Raw genomic sequence first — 18,539 nt, 5'->3', positions numbered from 1 at the left:
GCACAAAAAAGCCCGCCGTGAAGGCGGGCTTTTCGACAGATTTGAAGCTGGTGCCGGAAAGAGGAATCGAACCTCCGACCTACTGATTACGAATCAGTCGCTCTACCGACTGAGCTATCCCGGCAGGGGCGCGCATTATAGGGATCGGGGGCGGTCGCGACAATTCCTTTTCGCTGATCTGGAAAGAAAAAGCCCCGTTCAAGGGGCTGGTTCTGGAATGTGGCGGAGAGAGAGGGATTCGAACCCCCGGAACCTTGCGGTTCAGCGGTTTTCAAGACCGCCGCAATCGACCACTCTGCCATCTCTCCGAGCGTGGAATTTTACCGGAAAGCGCTGCGCGCAGCCGTCCGAGTCCGCCCAAATCCATGTATTCGCAGCGGACATCCTGATACCATCCCGCGCCAAATTGCAGCTCGAAATCCACGCGCATTTAAAGGAGTGCATGAATGAATCAGGAACAACTGGCCAAGGTCGCCAAGGGCCAGGGCTTCATCGCCGCGCTGGATCAGAGCGGCGGCAGCACGCCGAAGGCGCTCAAGCTTTACGGCGTCGAAGAGTCCGCTTACAGCGGTGAAGCGCAGATGTTCGATCTGGTCCACGCCATGCGTGCCCGCATCGTCGGCAGCCCGGCATTCAGCGGCCAGCGCGTGCTCGGCGCCATCCTGTTCGAAATGACCATGGATCGCGAGTTCGACGGCTTGCCGGCTGCCGACTACCTGTGGAAGAAGAAGGGCGTGGTGCCTTTCCTGAAGATCGACAAGGGCCTGGCCGCCGCCGCCGACGGCGTGCAGCTGATGAAGCCGAACCCGGGCTTGGGCGAGCTGCTGGCGCGCGCGCGCGCCAAGGGCATTTTCGGCACCAAGATGCGCTCGGTGATCGACGAAGCCAATCAGAAGGGCGTCGATGCCGTTCTGGATCAGCAGTTCGAAGTCGGCCAGCAGATTTTCAATGCCGGCCTGATGCCGATCATCGAGCCGGAGGTGTCGATCAAGTCGCCGGATAAGGCGAAGATCGAAGAGCTGCTGGTGGCTGGCCTGCTGAAGCGTCTCGACGCGCTGCCGGCCGGCACCTCGGTCATGCTCAAGCTGACCTTGCCGGAAGTGGTCGGCAAGTTCGACGCGCTGGTCAAGCATCCGAAGGTGGCGCGCGTGGTGGCCCTGTCCGGCGGCTATTCGCGTGCGGACTCCAACGTCATTCTCGCCAAGAACAAGGGTGTGATCGCCAGCTTCAGCCGTGCGCTGACCGAAGGCCTGACGGCGCAGATGTCGGAAGCCGAGTTCGACAAGGCGCTGGATGCGGCGATCGAAGGCATCTATCAGGCCTCGTTGACCTGATCGGTTTGCAGGGAATCAGGGCCGTCCGCAGCGATGCGGGCGGCCTTTTGCGTTTCTAGGCGTGCTGTTCGAGCAGGTTCAGCACACGCCGCTCGGCCCAGCTCTGTAGCTGCAGACTCTCGATGAAGCCGCAGTGGCCGCCGTGGGCGGTGATGTCGAGCGCGCGCAAGGCGCCCTGCGCCGACAGGCCGGCGAAATCCTCGATCGGGATCACCGGGTCGTCGGCCGCCGTGATGATTGCCAGCGGCGAGGCGGCGCCCAGCAGCGCATCCTTGGTGATCGTGTAAGCCTGCAGATAGCTGTCCATGTCCGCGTAGCCGGTCTGCTCGCTGGCAAAACGCGCGGTGATGTCGAGCATGGAACTGGCGGTGAGGTAATTCTGCGCAGCGGCGGCATAGTCCGGCCAGGCCTGGATCTTGGCGTTGACCGTCGCCCGCCACTTGTTCTTGAAGTACCAGCGGAACATGGCGGAACCCTGGTCGATCGCCGTGAGCGTCGCGCGCGGATTGATCGACGGGCAGATGCCGATCGACAGCTGCGGGATGACACCGCCGGCCGGCCCATGCAGACCGACGCGCAATGAGAAGTTGCCGCCGAGCGAGAAGCCGATGACGAACAATGGCTGCGCCGGCTCCAGCTGCTGCACGGCACGGATCGCTCCGATGACCTCATCGATGCGCGCGGAGTGGAACACTTCGCGGTTCAGGTGATGGCTGCCGCCGTGATCGCGCAGGTTGAGGCGGAACACCGAGTAGCCGACGCCGAACAGCGCGCAGGCCATCGAATACAGGTAGGTCGAGTTGTGATGACCTTCCCAGCCGTGGATCAGCACGGCCAGCCCGCGCGGCCGCTCCGCCTGGCGTGACAGATAACCGGTCAGGCGCACGCCGTCGCCGGCGTCGAGTTCGTGAAACTGCGCGGCGGCTTCCATCGTGCTGCCGGCCTTGAGCCAACGCTTGCGCTGCGGACTCTTGCTCGCGAGGATCGACTGGATCTGCGGATGGCGGATCAGTCGGGCGGGCTTGAAGTCGGGTGCGGTAATCACGGCCTGGAATCGCTTACAGCAGACGGTCGAGGATGCCTTCGTAGATTGCCGACAGACGCGGCAGATCGCTGACCAATACGTGCTCGTTGAGCTTGTGGATGCTGTCGTTGATCGGGCCCACTTCGATGACCTGCGCGCCCCAGGGCGCGATGAAGCGACCGTCCGAGGTGCCGCCGCCAGTGAACAGCACCGGCGTATTACCGGTGACGGCCTGCGTCGATGCAAGCGCCGCATCGATCAGTGCGCCGGGCAGCGTCAGGAACGGCTCGCCGCTGTGCCACCAGTCCGCTTCGTAGACGACGCCGTGACGGTCGAGGATGTCGCTGACCCGGCCTTTGAGTCCTTCGGCGTTCGACTCGGTCGAGTAGCGGAAATTGAAGATCAGTTCCGCATGGCCCGGGATGACGTTGTTCGCACCGGTGCCGGCGTGGAAGTTGGAGATCTGGAACGACGTCGGCGGGAAGTGCGCATTGCCGGCGTCCCAGGTCGTCGACACCAGTTCGGCGATCGCCGTTGCGGCGCTGTGCACCGGATTCAGCGCCTTTTCCGGATAGGCAACGTGGCCCTGCTTGCCGATGATCTTCAGATTGCAGCCCAGCGAGCCGCGGCGGCCGATCGTCACGCGATCGCCGAGTGCGACGGAAGCCGTCGCCTCGCCCACAATCGCAAAGTCTGGCTTGAGCCCGCGCGCGCGCAGCACATCGACGACATGCCGCGTGCCGTGGCGCGCACTGCCTTCCTCGTCGCTGGTGATCAGGAAGGCGAGGGTGCCTTTGATCTGTCGCTGGGCGACGAGACGTTCGGCGGCGCAGATCATCGCGGCAAGGCCGGATTTCATGTCGGCGGCACCGCGGCCGTACAGCAGGCCGTCGCGGATCGTCGGCGTGAACGGCGGGGTCAGCCATTCGTTCAAGGGGCCGGTCGGCACGACATCGGTATGGCCCGCGAGGATCGTCAGCGGAGCACCGCTGCCGAGCGTCGCCCACAGGTTGGTGACGCCGCCGGCGTTGATGTATTCGATCGCGAAGCCGCGGGCCTGCAGGCGCTGGGCAATCAGCTCGCAGCAACCGGCATCGTCCGGCGTCAGCGACGGCCGGGCGATCAGCGCCTGCGTCAGCTCAAGGACGTCGTTGCTCATCAAAGATCGCGCAGCAAGGCGTTGATGCCGACCTTCTTGCGCGTCTGCTCGTTGACCGTCTTGACGATGACCGCGCAGTTCAGGCTATAGCGCTCGTTCTTCGGCAGGCTGCCGGCAACGACGACGCTGCCGGCCGGCACGCGGCCGTAGAGGATGCGGTCGTTCTCGCGGTCGTAGATCGGCGTCGACTGGCCGATGAACACGCCCATCGAGATCACGCTGCCTTTCTCGACGACGACGCCTTCGACGACCTCTGACCGCGCACCGATGAAGCAGTCGTCTTCAATGATCGTCGGCGAAGCCTGCAGCGGTTCAAGCACGCCGCCGATGCCCACGCCGCCGGACAGATGGCAGTTCGCACCGATCTGCGCGCAGGAGCCGACCGTCGCCCAGGTGTCGACCATCGTGCCGGCGCCGACGTAGGCGCCGATGTTGACGTAGCTCGGCATCAGGATCGCGCCGGGGGCGATGTAGGCACCCTTGCGCACTGCGGCCGGCGGCACGACGCGCGCGCCTTGCGCAGCGAATTCGTGAGCCGACCAGTTGGCGAACTTCAGCGGCACCTTGTCATAGCCGAGCAGGCCACCCATGTCGACTGGTACGTTGTCATGCAGGCGGAAGTACAGCAGCACGGCTTTTTTCAGCCACTGGTTGACCTGCCAGCCGTTCGCGGTCGGCTCGGCAACACGCGCCTTGCCTTCGTCGAGCAACTGGATGGCGGCGGTCACGTCCTGCTGCAGCTGCAGGTCGGACTTGTTGATGCTGTCGCGGTTTTCCCAGGCGGCTTCGATGCGCTGCTGAATTTCTTGAGTCATGTCTGTTGTAGGTATGTTGTCGATGTTCGGATGTTGCGCGATCAGGTCTGCGCCGATTCGTTGCGGTCGAGCGTGCGGATCAGCACCTCGCGCAGGTCGTCGAGAACGCGTTCCTCGCTGATCGGCCGGTGCATGCGGTCGGTTACGTAGAACACGTCCTCGGCGCGCTCGCCGATCGTCGCGATCTTCGCGGCATTGAGCAGGATGCCGCGCTTCTGGAATACGCGGCCGATCAGCGACAGCAGACCCGGCTGGTCGGCGGTGACGAGTTCGAGCACGGTGCGGCTGCGTCCCTGGTCCTGGCTGAAGTAGACCTGCGTCGGCGTATCGAAGTGACGCAGGCGCTGCGGCATGCGGCGGTTGACGTCGACGGTCGAGACTTCCGGATCGCTGAGTACCTTGCGCAGTGCCGTGCTGATCTCTTCGGTGCGCATCGCCGAGTTGATCGGCGTGTTGTCGTTTTCGAGCACGATGTAGGAATCGAGCACGAAGCCGTCGTCGGTCGTATGCAGGCGCGCGTCGAGAATGTTCAGCCCCAGGCGCGCGAGCACGCCGGTGGTCAGGCCGAACAGGTGGTCGCGATCACGCGTGTAGACGAACACGGTCGTGCCGCGGCCGTCGACGGCGTCGACCATCACCAGCGGCAGCTGCGCTTCGGTCGCGCCGGCAATTGCCGGCATCTGCCACGCCAGCTCGGCCGGCGTGTGGCGCAGGAAGTAGTCGGCGTCGAAGCGCTTCCACGCGGCCTCGGCGAGTGCCGGATCGATCTTGCGCTCCTTCAGCAGCTCCAACGCCTTGGCGCGCGATTCGCTGGCGCGCTCCTGTTCGAGCGTGGACTGGTCGACATCGCCTTCGAGCATGCGCGAGGTCTGGCGGTACAGATCCTTGAGCAGGGACTCGCGCCAGGAATTCCACAAGGCAGGATTGGTGCCGCGGATATCGGCGCAGGTCAGCAGGAACAGGTAATCGAGACGCAGGCGGGTGCCGACCTTGGCCGCAAAGTCGGCGACGACGCGGCTGTCGGTGATGTCCTGCTTCTGCGCGGTGAGCGACATCAGCAGGTGATTGCTGACGAGCCATGCCACCAGCGCGGCGTCGGCATGCGACAGGCCGTGATCGAGGCAGAACTGCTCGGCTTCCTTCGCGCCCAATTCGGAGTGATCGCCGCCGCGGCCCTTGGCCATGTCGTGCCACAGCGCGCCGAGGTACAGCAGCTCAGGCTTGGTCAGGCGCCGCATGACTTCATTGCAGTACGGCAGCTCGTCGCGGAAGCGCGTCATCGCGAATCGTCGCGCATTGCGCAGCACGTAGAGGATGTGCTCGTCGACGGTCAGCGTGTGGAACAGGTCGTACTGCATCAGGCCGACGATGTTGCCGAAGGCCGGCAGGTAGTGACCCAGTACGCCGTAGCGGTTCATGCGCCGCAGGTTGCGCGTCAGGCCGCGGCCTTCGCGGAAGATTTCCATGAACAGCGCACGCGCCTTGACCGAGTTGCGCGCTTCCTCGTTCATCAGGCGGCCGTCGCGCAGGATCATGCGCAGCGTCTGTGCGCGAATGCCCTCGGTGCGCGGGTTCTGCTGCATCAGCAGGAAGACTTCGAGCAGTGCCCAGGGATGGCGCTTGAAGACCTCGTCGTCGCGCGCCTCGAGGTAACCGTGGCGGATCTGGAAGCGCGCGTTCAGCTCTTCCGGCTCGCCGGCGTCGGGGAACAGGATCGCTTCCTCGAACAGCTGCAGCAGCATGTCGTTGAGGCAGGACAGCGATTTGATCGTGCGGTAGTACAGCTGCATGAACTGCTCGACCGCGCGATTGGCATCGGTGTCGACGTAGCCAAACAGTTCCGCGACCTTGATCTGGCTGTCGAACAGCAGGCGGTCTTCGCGGCGGCCGCTGATCATGTGCAGCGCAAAGCGCACGCGCCAGAGGAAATCCTGGCCGGCGAACAGCTCGTCGCATTCCTGCTTGGTCAGGAAGCCGCGTTCGCGCAGCTCGCTCAGCGTCTGCGCGCCGAAGTGGCGCTTGGTGACCCAGGCGATCGTGTGGATGTCGCGCAGGCCGCCCGGGCTTTCCTTGACGTTGGGCTCGAGCTTGTAGCCGGTGTCGTCGTACTTGCGATGACGGTCGGCCTGCTCCTTCTTCTTGGCGGCGAAGAAGCTGCGCACCGGCCAGATCTTGTCCGGCGTGAGTGCGGCCTGCATATCGTGGAACAGCTGTTCGTCGCCGATCAGCAGGCGTGCCTCGAGCAGGTTGGTGATGACGGTGATGTCCTTGCCGCCCTCGGCGACGCAGTCCTCGACGGTGCGCGCGCTCTGGCCGACTTCCAGGCCGATGTCCCAGCTGAACGCCGTCAGGGCTTCGAGCGCCTTGCGGTGGTGTTCAAGCGCGTCGCCACTGTGCAGGACGAGGATGTCGATGTCCGAATGCGGCAGCAGTTCGCCGCGGCCGTAGCCGCCGACGGCGGCCAGGGTCAGGCCGGTCGTGCCCGGCGGCAGGAATTTCTGCCAGGCCGCGCGCAGCACTTCGTCGACCAGATGAGCACGCGCATGGACCAGCGAGTCGGCGGGCACGCCGTCGTGGAACAGGCTGTAGAGCCGTTCGCGGCCCCAGATCAGCGTGTCGCGGAATGCGGCGATCGAATAGCCGCCCTGCGCCAGGTGCGAACGGATGCGCGGTGAGCTGAAGATGGCTGCCGCTTCTTCTTCAGCGAGGTCGATTTCAGCGCCCATTGGTGATTGATAAGAGTACCGCGTGATTTCAGGGCGGAACTGCGCGAACGGCGCCAGTGCCGGGGCGTGCAGGGTAGGGCTACATCTCGCCGTTGCGCAGGGTCAGCACTTCATAGCCGGTCGGGGTGACCAGCACGGTGTGCTCGAACTGCGCGGACAGCGAATGGTCCTTGGTGACGACGGTCCAGGCGTCCGGCAGCAACTTCACCTCGGCGCGGCCGGCATTGACCATCGGTTCGATCGTGAACGTCATGCCGGCCTGCAATTCAAATCCCGTGCCAGGGCGGCCGTAATGTACGACCTGCGGGTCTTCGTGGAAGATCTCGCCGATGCCGTGACCGCAGTATTCGCGCACGATCGAAAAGCCGCGCTGTTCTGCATGTTGTTGAATCACATGGCCAATATCGCCCAGGCGGACGCCCGGTGCGACTTTCTTGATGCCGGCGATCATCGCCTCATGCGTCGTTTCGCACAGGCGCCGGGCGAGGATGCTCGGCTCGCCGATATAGAACATCCGGCTGGTATCGCCGTGGAAGCCGTTCTTGATGACCGTGACATCGATATTGACGATGTCGCCTTTCTTCAGAACCTTGGCGCCCGGAATCCCGTGGCAGACCACGTGGTTGACCGAGGTGCAGACGGATTTCGGGAATGCCGCCCGGCCCGGTGCCGCGCCGTAACCCAGCGGGGCGGGGACGTTGCCCTGGGTATTGACGATGTACTCGTGGCAGATCCGGTTGATCTCCTCGGTACTGACGCCGGCCTTCACATACGGCTCGATCATGACCAATACCTCGGCCGCGGCAGCGCCGGCTTCGCGCATCTTCTGCTGCTGCTCAGTGGTTTTGATCGTGACGGTCATTCGTGAGGCGTCGGAACGCCTGATCTCATTGTTTTCAAAGGGTCGCTATGGTATAAAGCGCGCCCTTCAAAGGCAATTCGGGCAATCGCCCAGCCTTTGAAAATCCATCCGCGCCCCCTTGGGTGAATCCTCACAAGGGCGCGGTTAGCTAAACCCAAGGAGTTGAACATGGCGAATGTCACTATGCGCCAGTTGCTGGAAGCCGGCGTCCATTTCGGACACCGCACCCGCTACTGGAACCCGAAGATGAATGAATACATCTTCGGCGATCGTAACCGTATCCACATCATCAATCTCGAGCAGACCCTGCCGCTGCTGAAGGACGCCTGTTCCTTCGCCGGCAAGATCGCTGCCAGCGGCGGCCGCGTGCTGTTCGTCGGCACCAAGCGCGCTGCGCGCGATGCCGTCGAAGAAGAAGCCAAGCGTTCGGGCATGCCCTTCGTCAACCAGCGCTGGCTGGGCGGCACCCTGACCAACTTCAAGACGGTCAAGGGTTCGATCAAGCGCCTGATCGAGATGGAAAAGCAGCTGGAAGACGGTTCGATCAACCGCCTGACCAAGAAGGAACAGCTGAACTTCTCGCGCGAAATCGAGAAGCTGCGCAAGTCGCTGGGCGGCATCAAGCAGATGCCGAGCCTGCCGGACTGCCTGTTCGTCGTCGACACCGGCTATGAGAAGAACGCGATTGCCGAAGCCCGCAAGCTCGGTATCCCGGTCATCGCCGTCGTCGATACCAACAACGACCCGGCGCAGGTCGACTACGTGATCCCCGGCAACGACGACGCCACCCGTGCGATCCGCGTGTATGCCCAGTGCATCGCCGATTCCATCATCGAAGGCCGTGGCACCAACACCACCGGTCGCGCCGAGGAATTCGTCGAGGAAACCGAAGAGCGCGCTGCGCCGCGCCGTCCGCGTCCGGCTGGCCCGCGCCGCGACGGTGGTCGTGATGGCGGCAAGCCTTCCCGCGGCGGCCGTGGCGCCGCTGAACAGACCAAGGAGTAATTGATGGCGCAGATCACCGCCGCCCTCGTCAAGGAGCTGCGCGACCGTACCGGTGCCGGTATGGGCGACTGCAAGAAGGCGCTTGAGGCCACCGACGGCAATCTCGACCAGGCCGCTGAAAAGCTGCGCATGGACGGTGCCGCCAAGGCCGACAAGAAGGCTGGCCGTACCGCGGCCGAAGGCGTGCTCGCCTTCGCCGTCGGTCCGCAGGCTGTCGCCGTCGCCGAGCTGAACAGCGAAACCGACTTCGTCGCCAAGGGCGATGAGTTCCGCGATCTGGCGAAGCGTGCCGCCGCTGCAGCGCTGGCCCACAAGCCGGCCGACATCGACGCGCTCGCCAACATCAAGGATGGCGCCGAGACCCTCGACGAAACCCGTCGCGGGATGGTCGCCCGCCTTGGCGAGAACATGACGATCCGTCGCTTCCTGGTGGTGCCGAAGGCCGCTGGCCCGATCGTCACCTACATGCACCAGGGCGACAAGATCGGCGTGATCGTTGCGCTGGAAGCCGGCGACGAGGTGACGGGCAAGGACGTGGCGATGCACATCGCCGCGATGAGCCCGCGCTTCCTCAGCGCCGCCGAATTCTCGCCGGAGGCGATCGCCGACGAGCGTCGCATCATCGAGGCCACGGTGGCGCAGGAACAGGCCGACGCCAAGGCCGAGTCCGAGAAGCTGGCCGGTTTTCTCAAGGAAATGGATGCCGAGAAGCAGAACGGCACCTACGATGGCCTGTCCGCCGACGACAAGAAGACCTGGGACGACGAGTACGCGACGATCAAGAAGAAGCTCGGCGGCGGCTTCAAGGCCAAGCCGGCCGAGATTCTCGCCAAGATGATCGACGGCAAGGTCGCCAAGTTCATCTCCGAGAACACGCTGCTGGGCCAGCCGTTCGTCAAGAATCCTGACCAGAACGTCGAGCAGATGCTCAAGGAGAAAGGCGCCAAGGTGGCCCAGTTCGTTCGCTTCGGCGTCGGCGAGGGCATCGAGCGCGCGAAGGTCGATTTTGCTGCGGAAGTGATGGCGCAGGCAGGCATCAAGGTCTGAATCGCGTTACCATTTAGCGGTATGTTGCTGAGGGCCCCGGACAACGGGGCCTTCTTTTAGGTGAAGGTCGAAACGCCAGCTGGTTTGCACAGGCGTCAGGCCGGTCCAGTAACCCACATTGACGAGCCAGAGCGACCATGAGCGCCAAACCTGCTTACCAGAGAATCCTGCTCAAACTCTCCGGCGAAGCATTGATGGGCCCGCTCAATTTCGGCATCGCCCCCGAGGTCATGAGCTTCCTGGCCAATGAGGTCAAGGGCATCGTCGATCAGGGCGTGCAGGTTGCGCTGGTGGTCGGCGGCGGCAACATCTTCCGCGGCGAAGGTCTGGCCCGTTCCGGCATGGACCGCATCACCGGCGACCACATGGGCATGCTGGCGACCGTGATCAACGGTCTGGCGCTGCAGGATGCCATCGAGCGCATCGGCATCCCGGTCCGCGTGCAGTCGGCGCTGCGCATCAATCAGGTCTGCGAGGACTACATCCGCCGCAAGGCCGTGCGCCACCTCGAGAAGGGCCGCGTCGTGATCTTCTCGGCCGGCACCGGCAATCCGTTCTTCACAACCGACTCGGCCGCCGCGCTGCGCGCCGTCGAGATCAACGCCGACCTGCTGCTCAAGGCGACCAAGGTTGACGGCGTCTACACCGCCGATCCGAAGAAGGATCCGACCGCACGCCGCTACGACGAACTGACTTACGACGAGGCGCTGTCGAAGCGACTCGGCGTCATGGACCAGACCGCCATGGTGCTGTGCCGCGACCACGGCATGCAGCTGCGCGTCTACGACATGGAGCGCCCCGGTGCGCTGCATGCAATCATCAATGGCGATGCCAGCATCGGCACCCGCGTCCACGTCTGATCGCGCGACCCTTTGCCAGCTTCGCACCCGGAGAAAACTCGAAATGCTTAACGACATCAAGAACGACGCCAGCAAGCGCATGCAGAAGAGCGTGGAGACGCTCAAGTCCGAGCTGATGAAGCTGCGCACCGGCCGCGCCAACGCCTCGCTGCTCGATCACGTCAAGGTCGATTACTACGGTTCCGAAGTGCCGCTGTCGCAGGCGGCGCAGGTGACCGTCGAAGACGCCCGTACGATCTCGATCACGCCTTGGGACAAGGGCATGGTCGGTCCGATCGAGAAGGCGATCATGATCTCGGACCTCGGCCTGACGCCGAACACCAACGGCCCGGTGATCCGCATTATCATCCCGCCGCTCACCGAAGAGCGCCGCCGCGATCTGGGCAAGGTCGTGCGCAACGAGGCCGAGACCGCCAAGGTGGCGATCCGCAATGTGCGTCGCGATGCCAATCAGGCGGTCAAGGACCTGGAGAAGGCCAAGACGATCAGCGCCGACGACGTCAAGCGCGGCGAAGCCGAGATCCAGAAGCTGACCGATCAGTTCGTCGCCGAGGTCGATAAGGTCGCCGCCGCGAAGGAAAAGGATCTGCTGCAGCTTTAAGCAGCGCCATTCCAATGACCCAGCAACCGCCCTCACCGCGCGACACCAACGTGCCGCGCCACGTTGCCATCATCATGGATGGCAACGGCCGCTGGGCGCAGCGCCAGGGCAAGGCGCGCTCCGCCGGCCATCGCGCCGGTTTGCGCGCCGCGCGCAAGATCATCCGCGCCGTCGGCAATGCCGGCGTCGAAGTCGTCACGCTGTTTGCGTTCTCGCAGGAAAACTGGAAACGCCCGGAGCTCGAAGTGCGGCTGCTGATGCAGCTGTTCATCACGACGCTGGGCCGCGAGATTTCGACGTTGCATCGCAATGGGGTGCGCTTGCGGTTCATCGGCGACCATTCCGACTTCGCGCCCGAGCTGCGCGCGGAAATGGCGCGCGCCGAGGCGTTGACGCGGGACAACACGCGGCTGACGCTGGTCATTGCGGTGGGCTACGGCGGGCAGTGGGATCTGGTGCAGGCGGCGCGCCGGCTCGCGGCCGCAGGCCTGTCGATCGATGCCGACAGCATCAACGGCGCGCTGGATACCCACGATCTGCCGGATCCGGATCTGCTGATCCGCACCGGCGGCGAAAGCCGCATCAGCAATTTCCTGCTGTGGCAGCTGGCATACACCGAGCTGTATTTCTCGCCCATCCTGTGGCCCGATTTCGACGACGCCGCACTGGCCGATGCATTGCGCTGGTTCGCCGGGCGCGAGCGTCGCTATGGCCGCGTGCCGGAGTCCGCATAGTGCTTGTTCAGCGCGTCCTGACCGCCCTGGTGCTGCTGCCGCTGCTGCTGGCGCTGGTCTGGTACGCGCCGCCGCTGGGCATCTATGCCGCGTTCACCGCGATTGCTGCCATCGTCGCCTGGGAGTGGTCCGGCCTGATCCGCCACGGCAATGCGCTGCTGTCGTCCGGTTTGCGCGGCCTTTATGCGGCATTGACCGCCGGTCTGATGGCGCTGATCTGGTTCCTGCCCGAGCGCGCCGCCTGGCTGCCGTGGCTGCTCGGCGCGGCCTGTCTGTGGTGGCTGCTGGCGCCGGCGATCTTTCGCGGCTTCCCCGGCAACCTGCAGCGTCACCCGCCGCCGGCGCTGGGCATGGCGCTGCTCGGCTGGTTGCTGATCGTTTCGACAATGCTCGCGCTGGCGCAGATTCACGGCCATGCCGACGGCGCGCTGCGGCTGCTGTACGTGCTGTTCCTGGTGTTTGCCGCCGATACCGGCGCGTTCCTGGCCGGCCGCAATCTGGGCAAGCACAAGCTGGCGCCGGCGATCTCGCCGGGCAAGACGATTGAAGGTGCGATCGGCGGCCTGCTGCTGTGCGGCGCCTGGGCGCTGACGGCGGGCATGTTCGTCTTCAAGCTGCAGGGCATGGCGCAGATTCTCAGCCTGCTGGCGCTGTCCATGCTGGCCGCGGCGGCGAGCATCGTCGGCGACTTGGCCGAGTCGATGTTCAAGCGCCACGCCGGCGTCAAGGACAGCGGCGCGATCCTGCCGGGTCACGGCGGCATGCTCGACCGCCTCGACAGCGTCCTCGCGGCGGCGCCGGTCATGGCGCTGGGACTGGGGCTGCTCAAAATCTGATGCAAAGGCTCGTCGTCCTCGGCGCAACCGGAACGATCGGGCGCAACACCCTCGATGTGGTCCGCTGCAATCCGGACCGCCTGCAGGTTCTGGCGCTGAGCGCGCAGCGCGATGTCGACGGCCTGTTCGCCCAGTGCAGTGAATTCAGGCCCGCCTATGCCGCGCTGGCCGACGAGACGGCTGCCGCAACCCTGCGCGGCCAGCTGACCGCCGCCGGCATTGCGACCGAAGTGCTGGCCGGCGCGGATGCCGCGGCAACGCTGGCGGCGCTGCCGGAGGCGGATCAGGTGATGTCGGCCATCGTCGGTGCGGTCGGCCTGCTGCCGACGCTGGCGGCGGTGCGCGCCGGCAAACGCGTGCTGATCGCCAACAAGGAGCCGCTGGTGATGGCCGGCGCGCTGCTGATGGCCGAGGCCGCGAAGCACGGTGCGACCTTGCTGCCGATCGATTCCGAGCACAACGCGATCTTCCAGTGCCTGCCGCCCGGCAGCCGCTGCGGAGCCGCCCCTAAGGGTGTTCACAAGCTGATCCTGACCGCGTCCGGCGGGCCGTTCCGCGAGACGCCGCTGGAGCAGCTGGCCGCAGTGACGCCGGCGCAGGCGGTTGCCCACCCGAACTGGGTCATGGGGCCGAAGATCTCGGTCGATTCGGCGACGATGATGAACAAGGGTCTGGAACTGATCGAGGCCTGCGTACTCTATGCAGTGCCCGAGTCGCAGCTTGAGGTCGTCATCCATCCAGAAAGCGTGATCCACTCGATCGTGGAATACACCGACGGCTCGATGCTCGCCCAGCTGGGGGCATCGGATATGCGGGTGCCGATCGCGCATGCGCTGGCCTGGCCGGAGCGCTGGAGTTCCGGGGTGGCTGGCCTGAATCTTGCCGCGTTGGGTCGCCTGCGTTTCGAGGCGCCGGACCTGCAGCGTTTCCCCTGCCTGCGCCTGGCGCGCGAGGCGCTGCGGGTCGGAGGCAATGCGCCGAATGTATTGAACGCGGCGAATGAAGTGGCTGTCGAAGCGTTTCTGGGCGATCGTTTGCCGTATACGGGGATTGCTGAATTGATTGAACGAGTGCTGGACGTGGCAGGACGCGAATCGCTGGCGGAGGGTGCAGACCTCGCCGCGATTCTGGCTGTCGACGCCTGGGCACGGCGCACGGCGGGAGCACTGATCCATGCTTGACCTGCTGTGGTCCGTCGCCGGCTTCGTCGTCGCGATCAGCCTGCTGGTCGCCTTTCACGAGTTTGGCCACTACTGGGTGGCGCGCCGCTGCGGCGTCAAGGTGCTGCGTTTCTCGATCGGCTTCGGCAACCCGCTGTGGACGCGGCGCGACCGCGAAGGCGTCGAATGGGTCGTCGCGGCGATCCCGCTTGGCGGCTACGTCAAGATGCTCGACGAGCGCGAAGGCGAGGTGCCTGCGAACGAGCGCCATCTGGCGTTCAACAATGCCAGCGTCTGGCGCCGCATCGCGATTGTCGCGGCCGGCCCGCTGTTCAATTTCGGGCTGGCGATTGCGCTGTACTGGGCGGTCTATGTCATTGGCGTCGAGGGCATCCGGCCGCTGATCGCGCAACCGCCGGTCGCCAGCGTCGCCGGCAAGCTGGGCCTGAACGCCGGCATCGAGATCACCGAGGTCGATGGCCATGCGGTCGCAACCTGGACCGATCTGCGCACCCAGCTGATCGACCGGGCGCTGGATCGCGGCCTGATCGACCTGCGCTGGCGCGAGACCGACGGCACCGAGCGCGGCGGCGCGCTGGACCTGTCGACGGTCCGCGTCGATCCCGAATTCCTGTTCGACGACATCGGCCTGTCGCCGTTCGAGCCGGCGCTGCCGGCGGTCCTGTCGGAAATCGTTCCCGGCGAGGCCGCCGATCAGGCCGGTTTCAAGGTCGGCGACATGCTGCTCGCCCATGATGGCGAGGCGATCGAGTCCTGGCAGGGCTGGGCGCGCTGGCTGCGCGCACACCCGGGTGAGGTGGCCGAGGTCGAAGTGCGCCGCGGCGAATCGGTTATTAACCTGAGTGTCGTCATCGGCCGTGTCGGCGAAGGCGAGCAGAGTGTCGGCCGCTTCGGCGCCGCCGTGGCGAACCCGGGGGACTTGTGGCAGGATTTGCGCGCCGTGAGCCGCCTGGGAGTCCTGCAGGCGTTTCCGGCCGCCGTAGTGCAGACGTGGCGGATGTCATCGATGACACTGCGGATGCTGGGCCGGATGTTGACTGGCGAGGTGTCGGTCAAGAACGTCAGCGGCCCGATCCAGATCGCGCAGGTGGCGGGATACTCCGCGCAGGTCGGGGTGGTTTCGTTTTTGAGTTTCATGGCGATCGTCAGTGTGAGCCTCGGCGTGCTGAATTTGCTGCCGGTCCCGGTTCTTGATGGCGGTCACCTGCTGTTTTATGCGCTCGAAGCGCTCAAGGGTTCGCCGGTTTCAGAAAGTGCGCAGCTCGCAGGTCAGCGGTTAGGTCTGACTTTGCTCGCACTGCTGATGGGGCTTGCGTTCTACAACGACATCGTGCGCCTGCTGAATTAAGCGCCTGTGGATCAGATCAACGTTAAGAAATCGCCGCCGGTGACCACATTCAAGTATCCCAAGACCGCCATTGCCTGCGCGGTCGCTGCTTTCGCCCTGACGGCCCAAGCCCAGGCTTTCGAGCCGTTCGCCATCAAGGACATCAAGGCCGAAGGCCTGCAGCGTCTCGAAATCGGCACGGTGCTGACCTATCTGCCGCTGGCGGTCGGGGATGAGCTGAACTCGGCAACCTCGCGCCAGGCGATCCGCTCGCTGTATGGGTCCGGCCTGTTCCAGGACGTCCAGCTTGAGCGCGACGGCAACACGCTGCTGATCCGCGTGCAGGAACGCCCGGCCATCTCGACCTTCGAGATCGACGGCAACGACAAGGTCGGCGGCGACGAGCTCGATAAATCGCTGAAGGATCTCGGCCTGTCGGAAGGCGAACTGTTCCGCCGCGATCTGCTCGATCAGGTCGAGCAGGAACTGCGCCGTCAGTACTACTCCAACGGTTACTACGACGTCGCGATCGACTCGAAGCTGACCGAAGAGCCGAACAACCGCGTCAGCCTCAAGATCGATGTCACCGAGGGCAAGGTGACGACGATCCGCGACGTCAACATCCTCGGCAACTCGGTGTTCGACGACGAGACGCTGCTCGACCAGTTCGAGCTCAAGGCGACCGACTGGGTGCCGTTCCAGCGTTCCGACCGCTATTCCAAGCAGAAGCTGGTCGGCGATCTGGAAAAGCTGCAGTCCTACTACCAGGATCGCGGCTATCTGAAATTCAACGTGCGGTCGGTGCAGGTTGCGCTGACGCCCGAGAAGGAAGCGATCTACGTCACCGTCAATGTCGAGGAAGGCGACATCTACACGGTCAAGGAACGCCGCTTCTCCGGCGAGACCATCCTCAACGACAACTTCCTCAGCATCCTGACCAGCACCAAGGCTGGCGACACCTTCTCGCGCAAGGAAGCGACCGAGTCGTCGGACCGCATCGAAGCGGCGCTGTCGGACATTGGTTACGCGTTCGCCAAGGTCACGCCGATTCCGGAAGTGGATGAGGCAGGCAAGAAAGTCAGCATCAATTACTTCATCGAACCGGGCAAGCGCGCCTACGTCCGGCAGATCACGTTCACCGGTAACACCGGCACCAACGACGAAACCCTGCGCCGCGAAATGCGTCAGCTGGAAGCGTCGCCGTTCTCGAAGTCGGCGGTCGAGCGTTCACGCGTGCGCCTGGCGCGCCTGCCGTTCATCGAAGAAGCCGAAGTGGAGACCCAGCCGGTCGCCGGCTCCGACGATCTCGTCGACATCCGCTTCCGCGTCAAGGAACGTCCGCCGGGTTCGGTGCAGTTCGGCGTCGGTTACTCGGGCGCGCAGGGCTTCCTCGTCACCGGCCAGGTCACGCACACGAATTTCCTCGGCACCGGCAACCGCATCGACGCGTCGGTGCAGAACAACACGATTTCGCGCAGCATCAATCTGAGCTGGACCGATCCTTACTTCACAGAAGACGGCATCAGCCAGGCGATCTCGGTGTTCTACCGCGAGTCGGAGTCGGTGATCCGCTACTCGTCGGGCTTCAACTCGAACATCCTCGGCGCGAACTTGACGTACGGCATTCCGCTGTCGGAGTTCATCTCGCTGCGCGCCGGTCTGGGCTTCGAGGACGTGTCGATCGAGACGTTCCCGGGCACGACGTCGGACGAAGTCCTGCGTTTCGTCGTGCGCAACGGCACACGCTTCACGAACTACCAGTTCCGCACCGGCTTGAGCTACGACTCGCGCAACCGCACGTTCTTTGCGACGCGCGGTGCCTTGCACTCGTTCAGCGCCGATCTCGGTCTGCCGGGTGCCAGCGACATCGAGTATTTCAACCTCAGCTATCGCGGCCAGGGTTATGTGCCGTTGCCGTTCGGCTTCACCTTCGAGCTCAACGCCTCGGTGGGTTATGTCGACGGCTACGGTTCGAACAAGGATGTGCCGCCGTACGAGTTCTTCTTCGCCGGCGGTCCGCGCACGGTGCGCGGCTATCGCGACGGTTCGCTTGGTCCGCTCGACACGCCTTACGACAATCCGCTGGGCGGCAAGCTGCGCACCACCGGCCAGGCCGAGCTGATCATTCCGCTGCCGATCGAAAGCGACGGCAAGTCGACGCGTCTTGCGGCGTTCTTCGACATCGGCAACGTATTCGCCGAGGCTGATCAGTTTGAAACCAACGAGTTGCGCCAGTCCGCCGGTATCGGGTTCTCTTGGTTCACGCCGTTCCTCGGCCTGCTTGAAATGAGCTATGCGTTCCCGCTCAATGAGCGCGGAGCCACTGCCACGCAGCCGGGTGACGAAACCGACCGCTTCCAGATTACATTCGGCTCCGGCTTCTAAGGCCGGCCCCCCAATTTTGTAGCAAACACACAAGTGAGAGAGACGATGAAGATGGTCAAAACAGTTTTCGCCGCTGCCGCAGTGGCTGTTTCGATGCTCGCCGCCGCGCCGGCCACGGCTGCTGAGGTCAAGCTGGCGTCGATCCGTTCCAACGAGCTGGTCCAGCAGTCGCCGCAGTTCAAGTCCGGCCAGGACAAGATGAAGGCCGAGTTCGAGCGCCGCGCCAACGACCTCGAAGCCGAAGCCAAGAAGCTCGCGGAAGACATCAAGAACTTCCAGAAGGAATCCGAGCTGCTCAGCGCCGGCGACCGCGCGAAGAAGGAGAAGGATCTCAACACGCGCAAGATCGACTTCGAATACAAGGGCCGCCAGTTCCAGGACGAGCGCCAGACCCGCGAACGCCAGCTGTTCGCCGACCTGATGACGCAGATCAAGGGCGTCATCGAGAAGGTTGCCAAGGAACAGGGCGTTGGCTTGGTTGTCGAGAATCCGGTCTATGCCGACCCGAGCCTCGACATCACCGATGCCGTGCTCAAGCGCCTGCAGGCCGGCGGCAAGTAAGTCAGCCGCTAGCGCGCGCTTCGCCGCACAAGCTGCAAGGGCCGGGATTGGCTATGCTGACCCGGCCTTTTTCGTGGATGCA

Annotated in this window: 16 protein-coding genes and 2 tRNA genes; 11 read left to right on the top strand and 7 right to left on the bottom strand. The window is 64.4% G+C overall.

From position 1 onward, the window contains the following. Positions 1-48 precede the first annotated feature (48 nt). Both AC3WUF_RS14180 and AC3WUF_RS14175 read right to left on the bottom strand, forming a co-directional pair. A tRNA-Thr gene (locus AC3WUF_RS14180) sits at positions 49-124 on the bottom strand. A gap of 96 nt (positions 125-220) precedes the next feature. Beyond that, positions 221-308, bottom strand: a tRNA-Ser gene (locus AC3WUF_RS14175). A 138-nt stretch (positions 309-446) separates the two neighbouring features. Between AC3WUF_RS14175 and AC3WUF_RS14170 the strand changes: the two genes are divergently transcribed. Beyond that, on the top strand, positions 447-1,334 hold the full coding sequence (locus tag AC3WUF_RS14170) for a fructose bisphosphate aldolase (protein WP_492426650.1): 888 nt from the start codon (positions 447-449) through the stop codon (positions 1,332-1,334). Positions 1,335-1,389: 55 nt separating this feature from the next. Here AC3WUF_RS14170 and AC3WUF_RS14165 read toward each other — a convergent pair whose 3' ends face one another. From AC3WUF_RS14165 to map, 5 genes are all read right to left on the bottom strand, one after another. After that, a complete protein-coding gene (locus AC3WUF_RS14165; RefSeq protein WP_492426648.1) occupies positions 1,390-2,379 on the bottom strand; it encodes a YheT family hydrolase in 990 nt (329 codons plus the stop codon). 13 nt (positions 2,380-2,392) lie between these two features. Next, the gene (gene dapE, locus AC3WUF_RS14160; RefSeq protein ID WP_492426646.1) at positions 2,393-3,517 is read right to left on the bottom strand and encodes a succinyl-diaminopimelate desuccinylase; all 1,125 of its coding nucleotides are present in this window, start codon (positions 3,515-3,517) and stop codon (positions 2,393-2,395) included. Next, the gene (gene dapD / locus AC3WUF_RS14155) at positions 3,517-4,332 is read right to left on the bottom strand and encodes a 2,3,4,5-tetrahydropyridine-2,6-dicarboxylate N-succinyltransferase (RefSeq protein ID WP_492426644.1); all 816 of its coding nucleotides are present in this window, start codon (positions 4,330-4,332) and stop codon (positions 3,517-3,519) included. Before dapD ends, dapE begins: the two co-directional genes overlap by 1 nt. Positions 4,333-4,373: 41 nt before the next feature. Continuing rightward, positions 4,374-7,058 (bottom strand): [protein-PII] uridylyltransferase, encoded by a 2,685-nt coding sequence (gene glnD / locus AC3WUF_RS14150; RefSeq protein ID WP_492426642.1) that lies wholly within the window; start codon positions 7,056-7,058, stop codon positions 4,374-4,376. Positions 7,059-7,137: 79 nt separating this feature from the next. Further along, the gene (map, locus tag AC3WUF_RS14145; RefSeq protein ID WP_492426640.1) at positions 7,138-7,920 is read right to left on the bottom strand and encodes a type I methionyl aminopeptidase; all 783 of its coding nucleotides are present in this window, start codon (positions 7,918-7,920) and stop codon (positions 7,138-7,140) included. 168 nt (positions 7,921-8,088) lie between these two features. Between map and rpsB the strand changes: the two genes are divergently transcribed. From rpsB to AC3WUF_RS14095, 10 genes are all read left to right on the top strand, one after another. Then, positions 8,089-8,925, top strand: a complete 837-nt coding sequence (rpsB, locus tag AC3WUF_RS14140) for a 30S ribosomal protein S2 (protein ID WP_492426638.1) — start codon at positions 8,089-8,091, stop codon at positions 8,923-8,925. 3 nt (positions 8,926-8,928) lie between these two features. Next, complete coding sequence (gene tsf, locus AC3WUF_RS14135; RefSeq protein WP_492426636.1) at positions 8,929-9,972, top strand: translation elongation factor Ts; 1,044 nt, start codon at positions 8,929-8,931, stop codon at positions 9,970-9,972. A 137-nt stretch (positions 9,973-10,109) separates the two neighbouring features. Further along, positions 10,110-10,832, top strand: a complete 723-nt coding sequence (gene pyrH / locus AC3WUF_RS14130; protein WP_492426634.1) for a UMP kinase — start codon at positions 10,110-10,112, stop codon at positions 10,830-10,832. A 43-nt stretch (positions 10,833-10,875) separates the two neighbouring features. Further along, entirely contained in the window at positions 10,876-11,433 is a 558-nt protein-coding gene (frr, locus tag AC3WUF_RS14125; RefSeq protein WP_492426632.1) for a ribosome recycling factor, read from the top strand. Between the two features lie 14 nt (positions 11,434-11,447). Further along, positions 11,448-12,167 (top strand): polyprenyl diphosphate synthase, encoded by a 720-nt coding sequence (gene uppS, locus AC3WUF_RS14120; protein WP_492426631.1) that lies wholly within the window; start codon positions 11,448-11,450, stop codon positions 12,165-12,167. After that, on the top strand, positions 12,167-13,003 hold the full coding sequence (locus tag AC3WUF_RS14115) for a phosphatidate cytidylyltransferase (RefSeq protein WP_492426629.1): 837 nt from the start codon (positions 12,167-12,169) through the stop codon (positions 13,001-13,003). Before uppS ends, AC3WUF_RS14115 begins: the two co-directional genes overlap by 1 nt. Next, complete coding sequence (gene ispC / locus AC3WUF_RS14110; protein ID WP_492426627.1) at positions 13,003-14,184, top strand: 1-deoxy-D-xylulose-5-phosphate reductoisomerase; 1,182 nt, start codon at positions 13,003-13,005, stop codon at positions 14,182-14,184. The genes AC3WUF_RS14115 and ispC overlap by 1 nt, the downstream gene beginning before the upstream one ends. After that, entirely contained in the window at positions 14,177-15,532 is a 1,356-nt protein-coding gene (gene rseP, locus AC3WUF_RS14105; RefSeq protein ID WP_492426625.1) for an RIP metalloprotease RseP, read from the top strand. Before ispC ends, rseP begins: the two co-directional genes overlap by 8 nt. 39 nt (positions 15,533-15,571) lie before the next feature. Next, entirely contained in the window at positions 15,572-17,896 is a 2,325-nt protein-coding gene (gene bamA, locus AC3WUF_RS14100; protein ID WP_492426623.1) for an outer membrane protein assembly factor BamA, read from the top strand. Positions 17,897-17,941: 45 nt separating this feature from the next. Next, the gene (locus AC3WUF_RS14095) at positions 17,942-18,457 is read left to right on the top strand and encodes an OmpH/Skp family outer membrane protein (protein WP_492426621.1); all 516 of its coding nucleotides are present in this window, start codon (positions 17,942-17,944) and stop codon (positions 18,455-18,457) included. The last annotated feature ends 82 nt before the right edge of the window (positions 18,458-18,539 follow it).

This window comes from Fontimonas sp. FW305-C-3, from assembly GCF_058783185.1.
The sequence above is the reverse complement of the archived record's forward strand: the minus strand, read 5'-3'. Positions and strand labels throughout refer to the sequence as shown.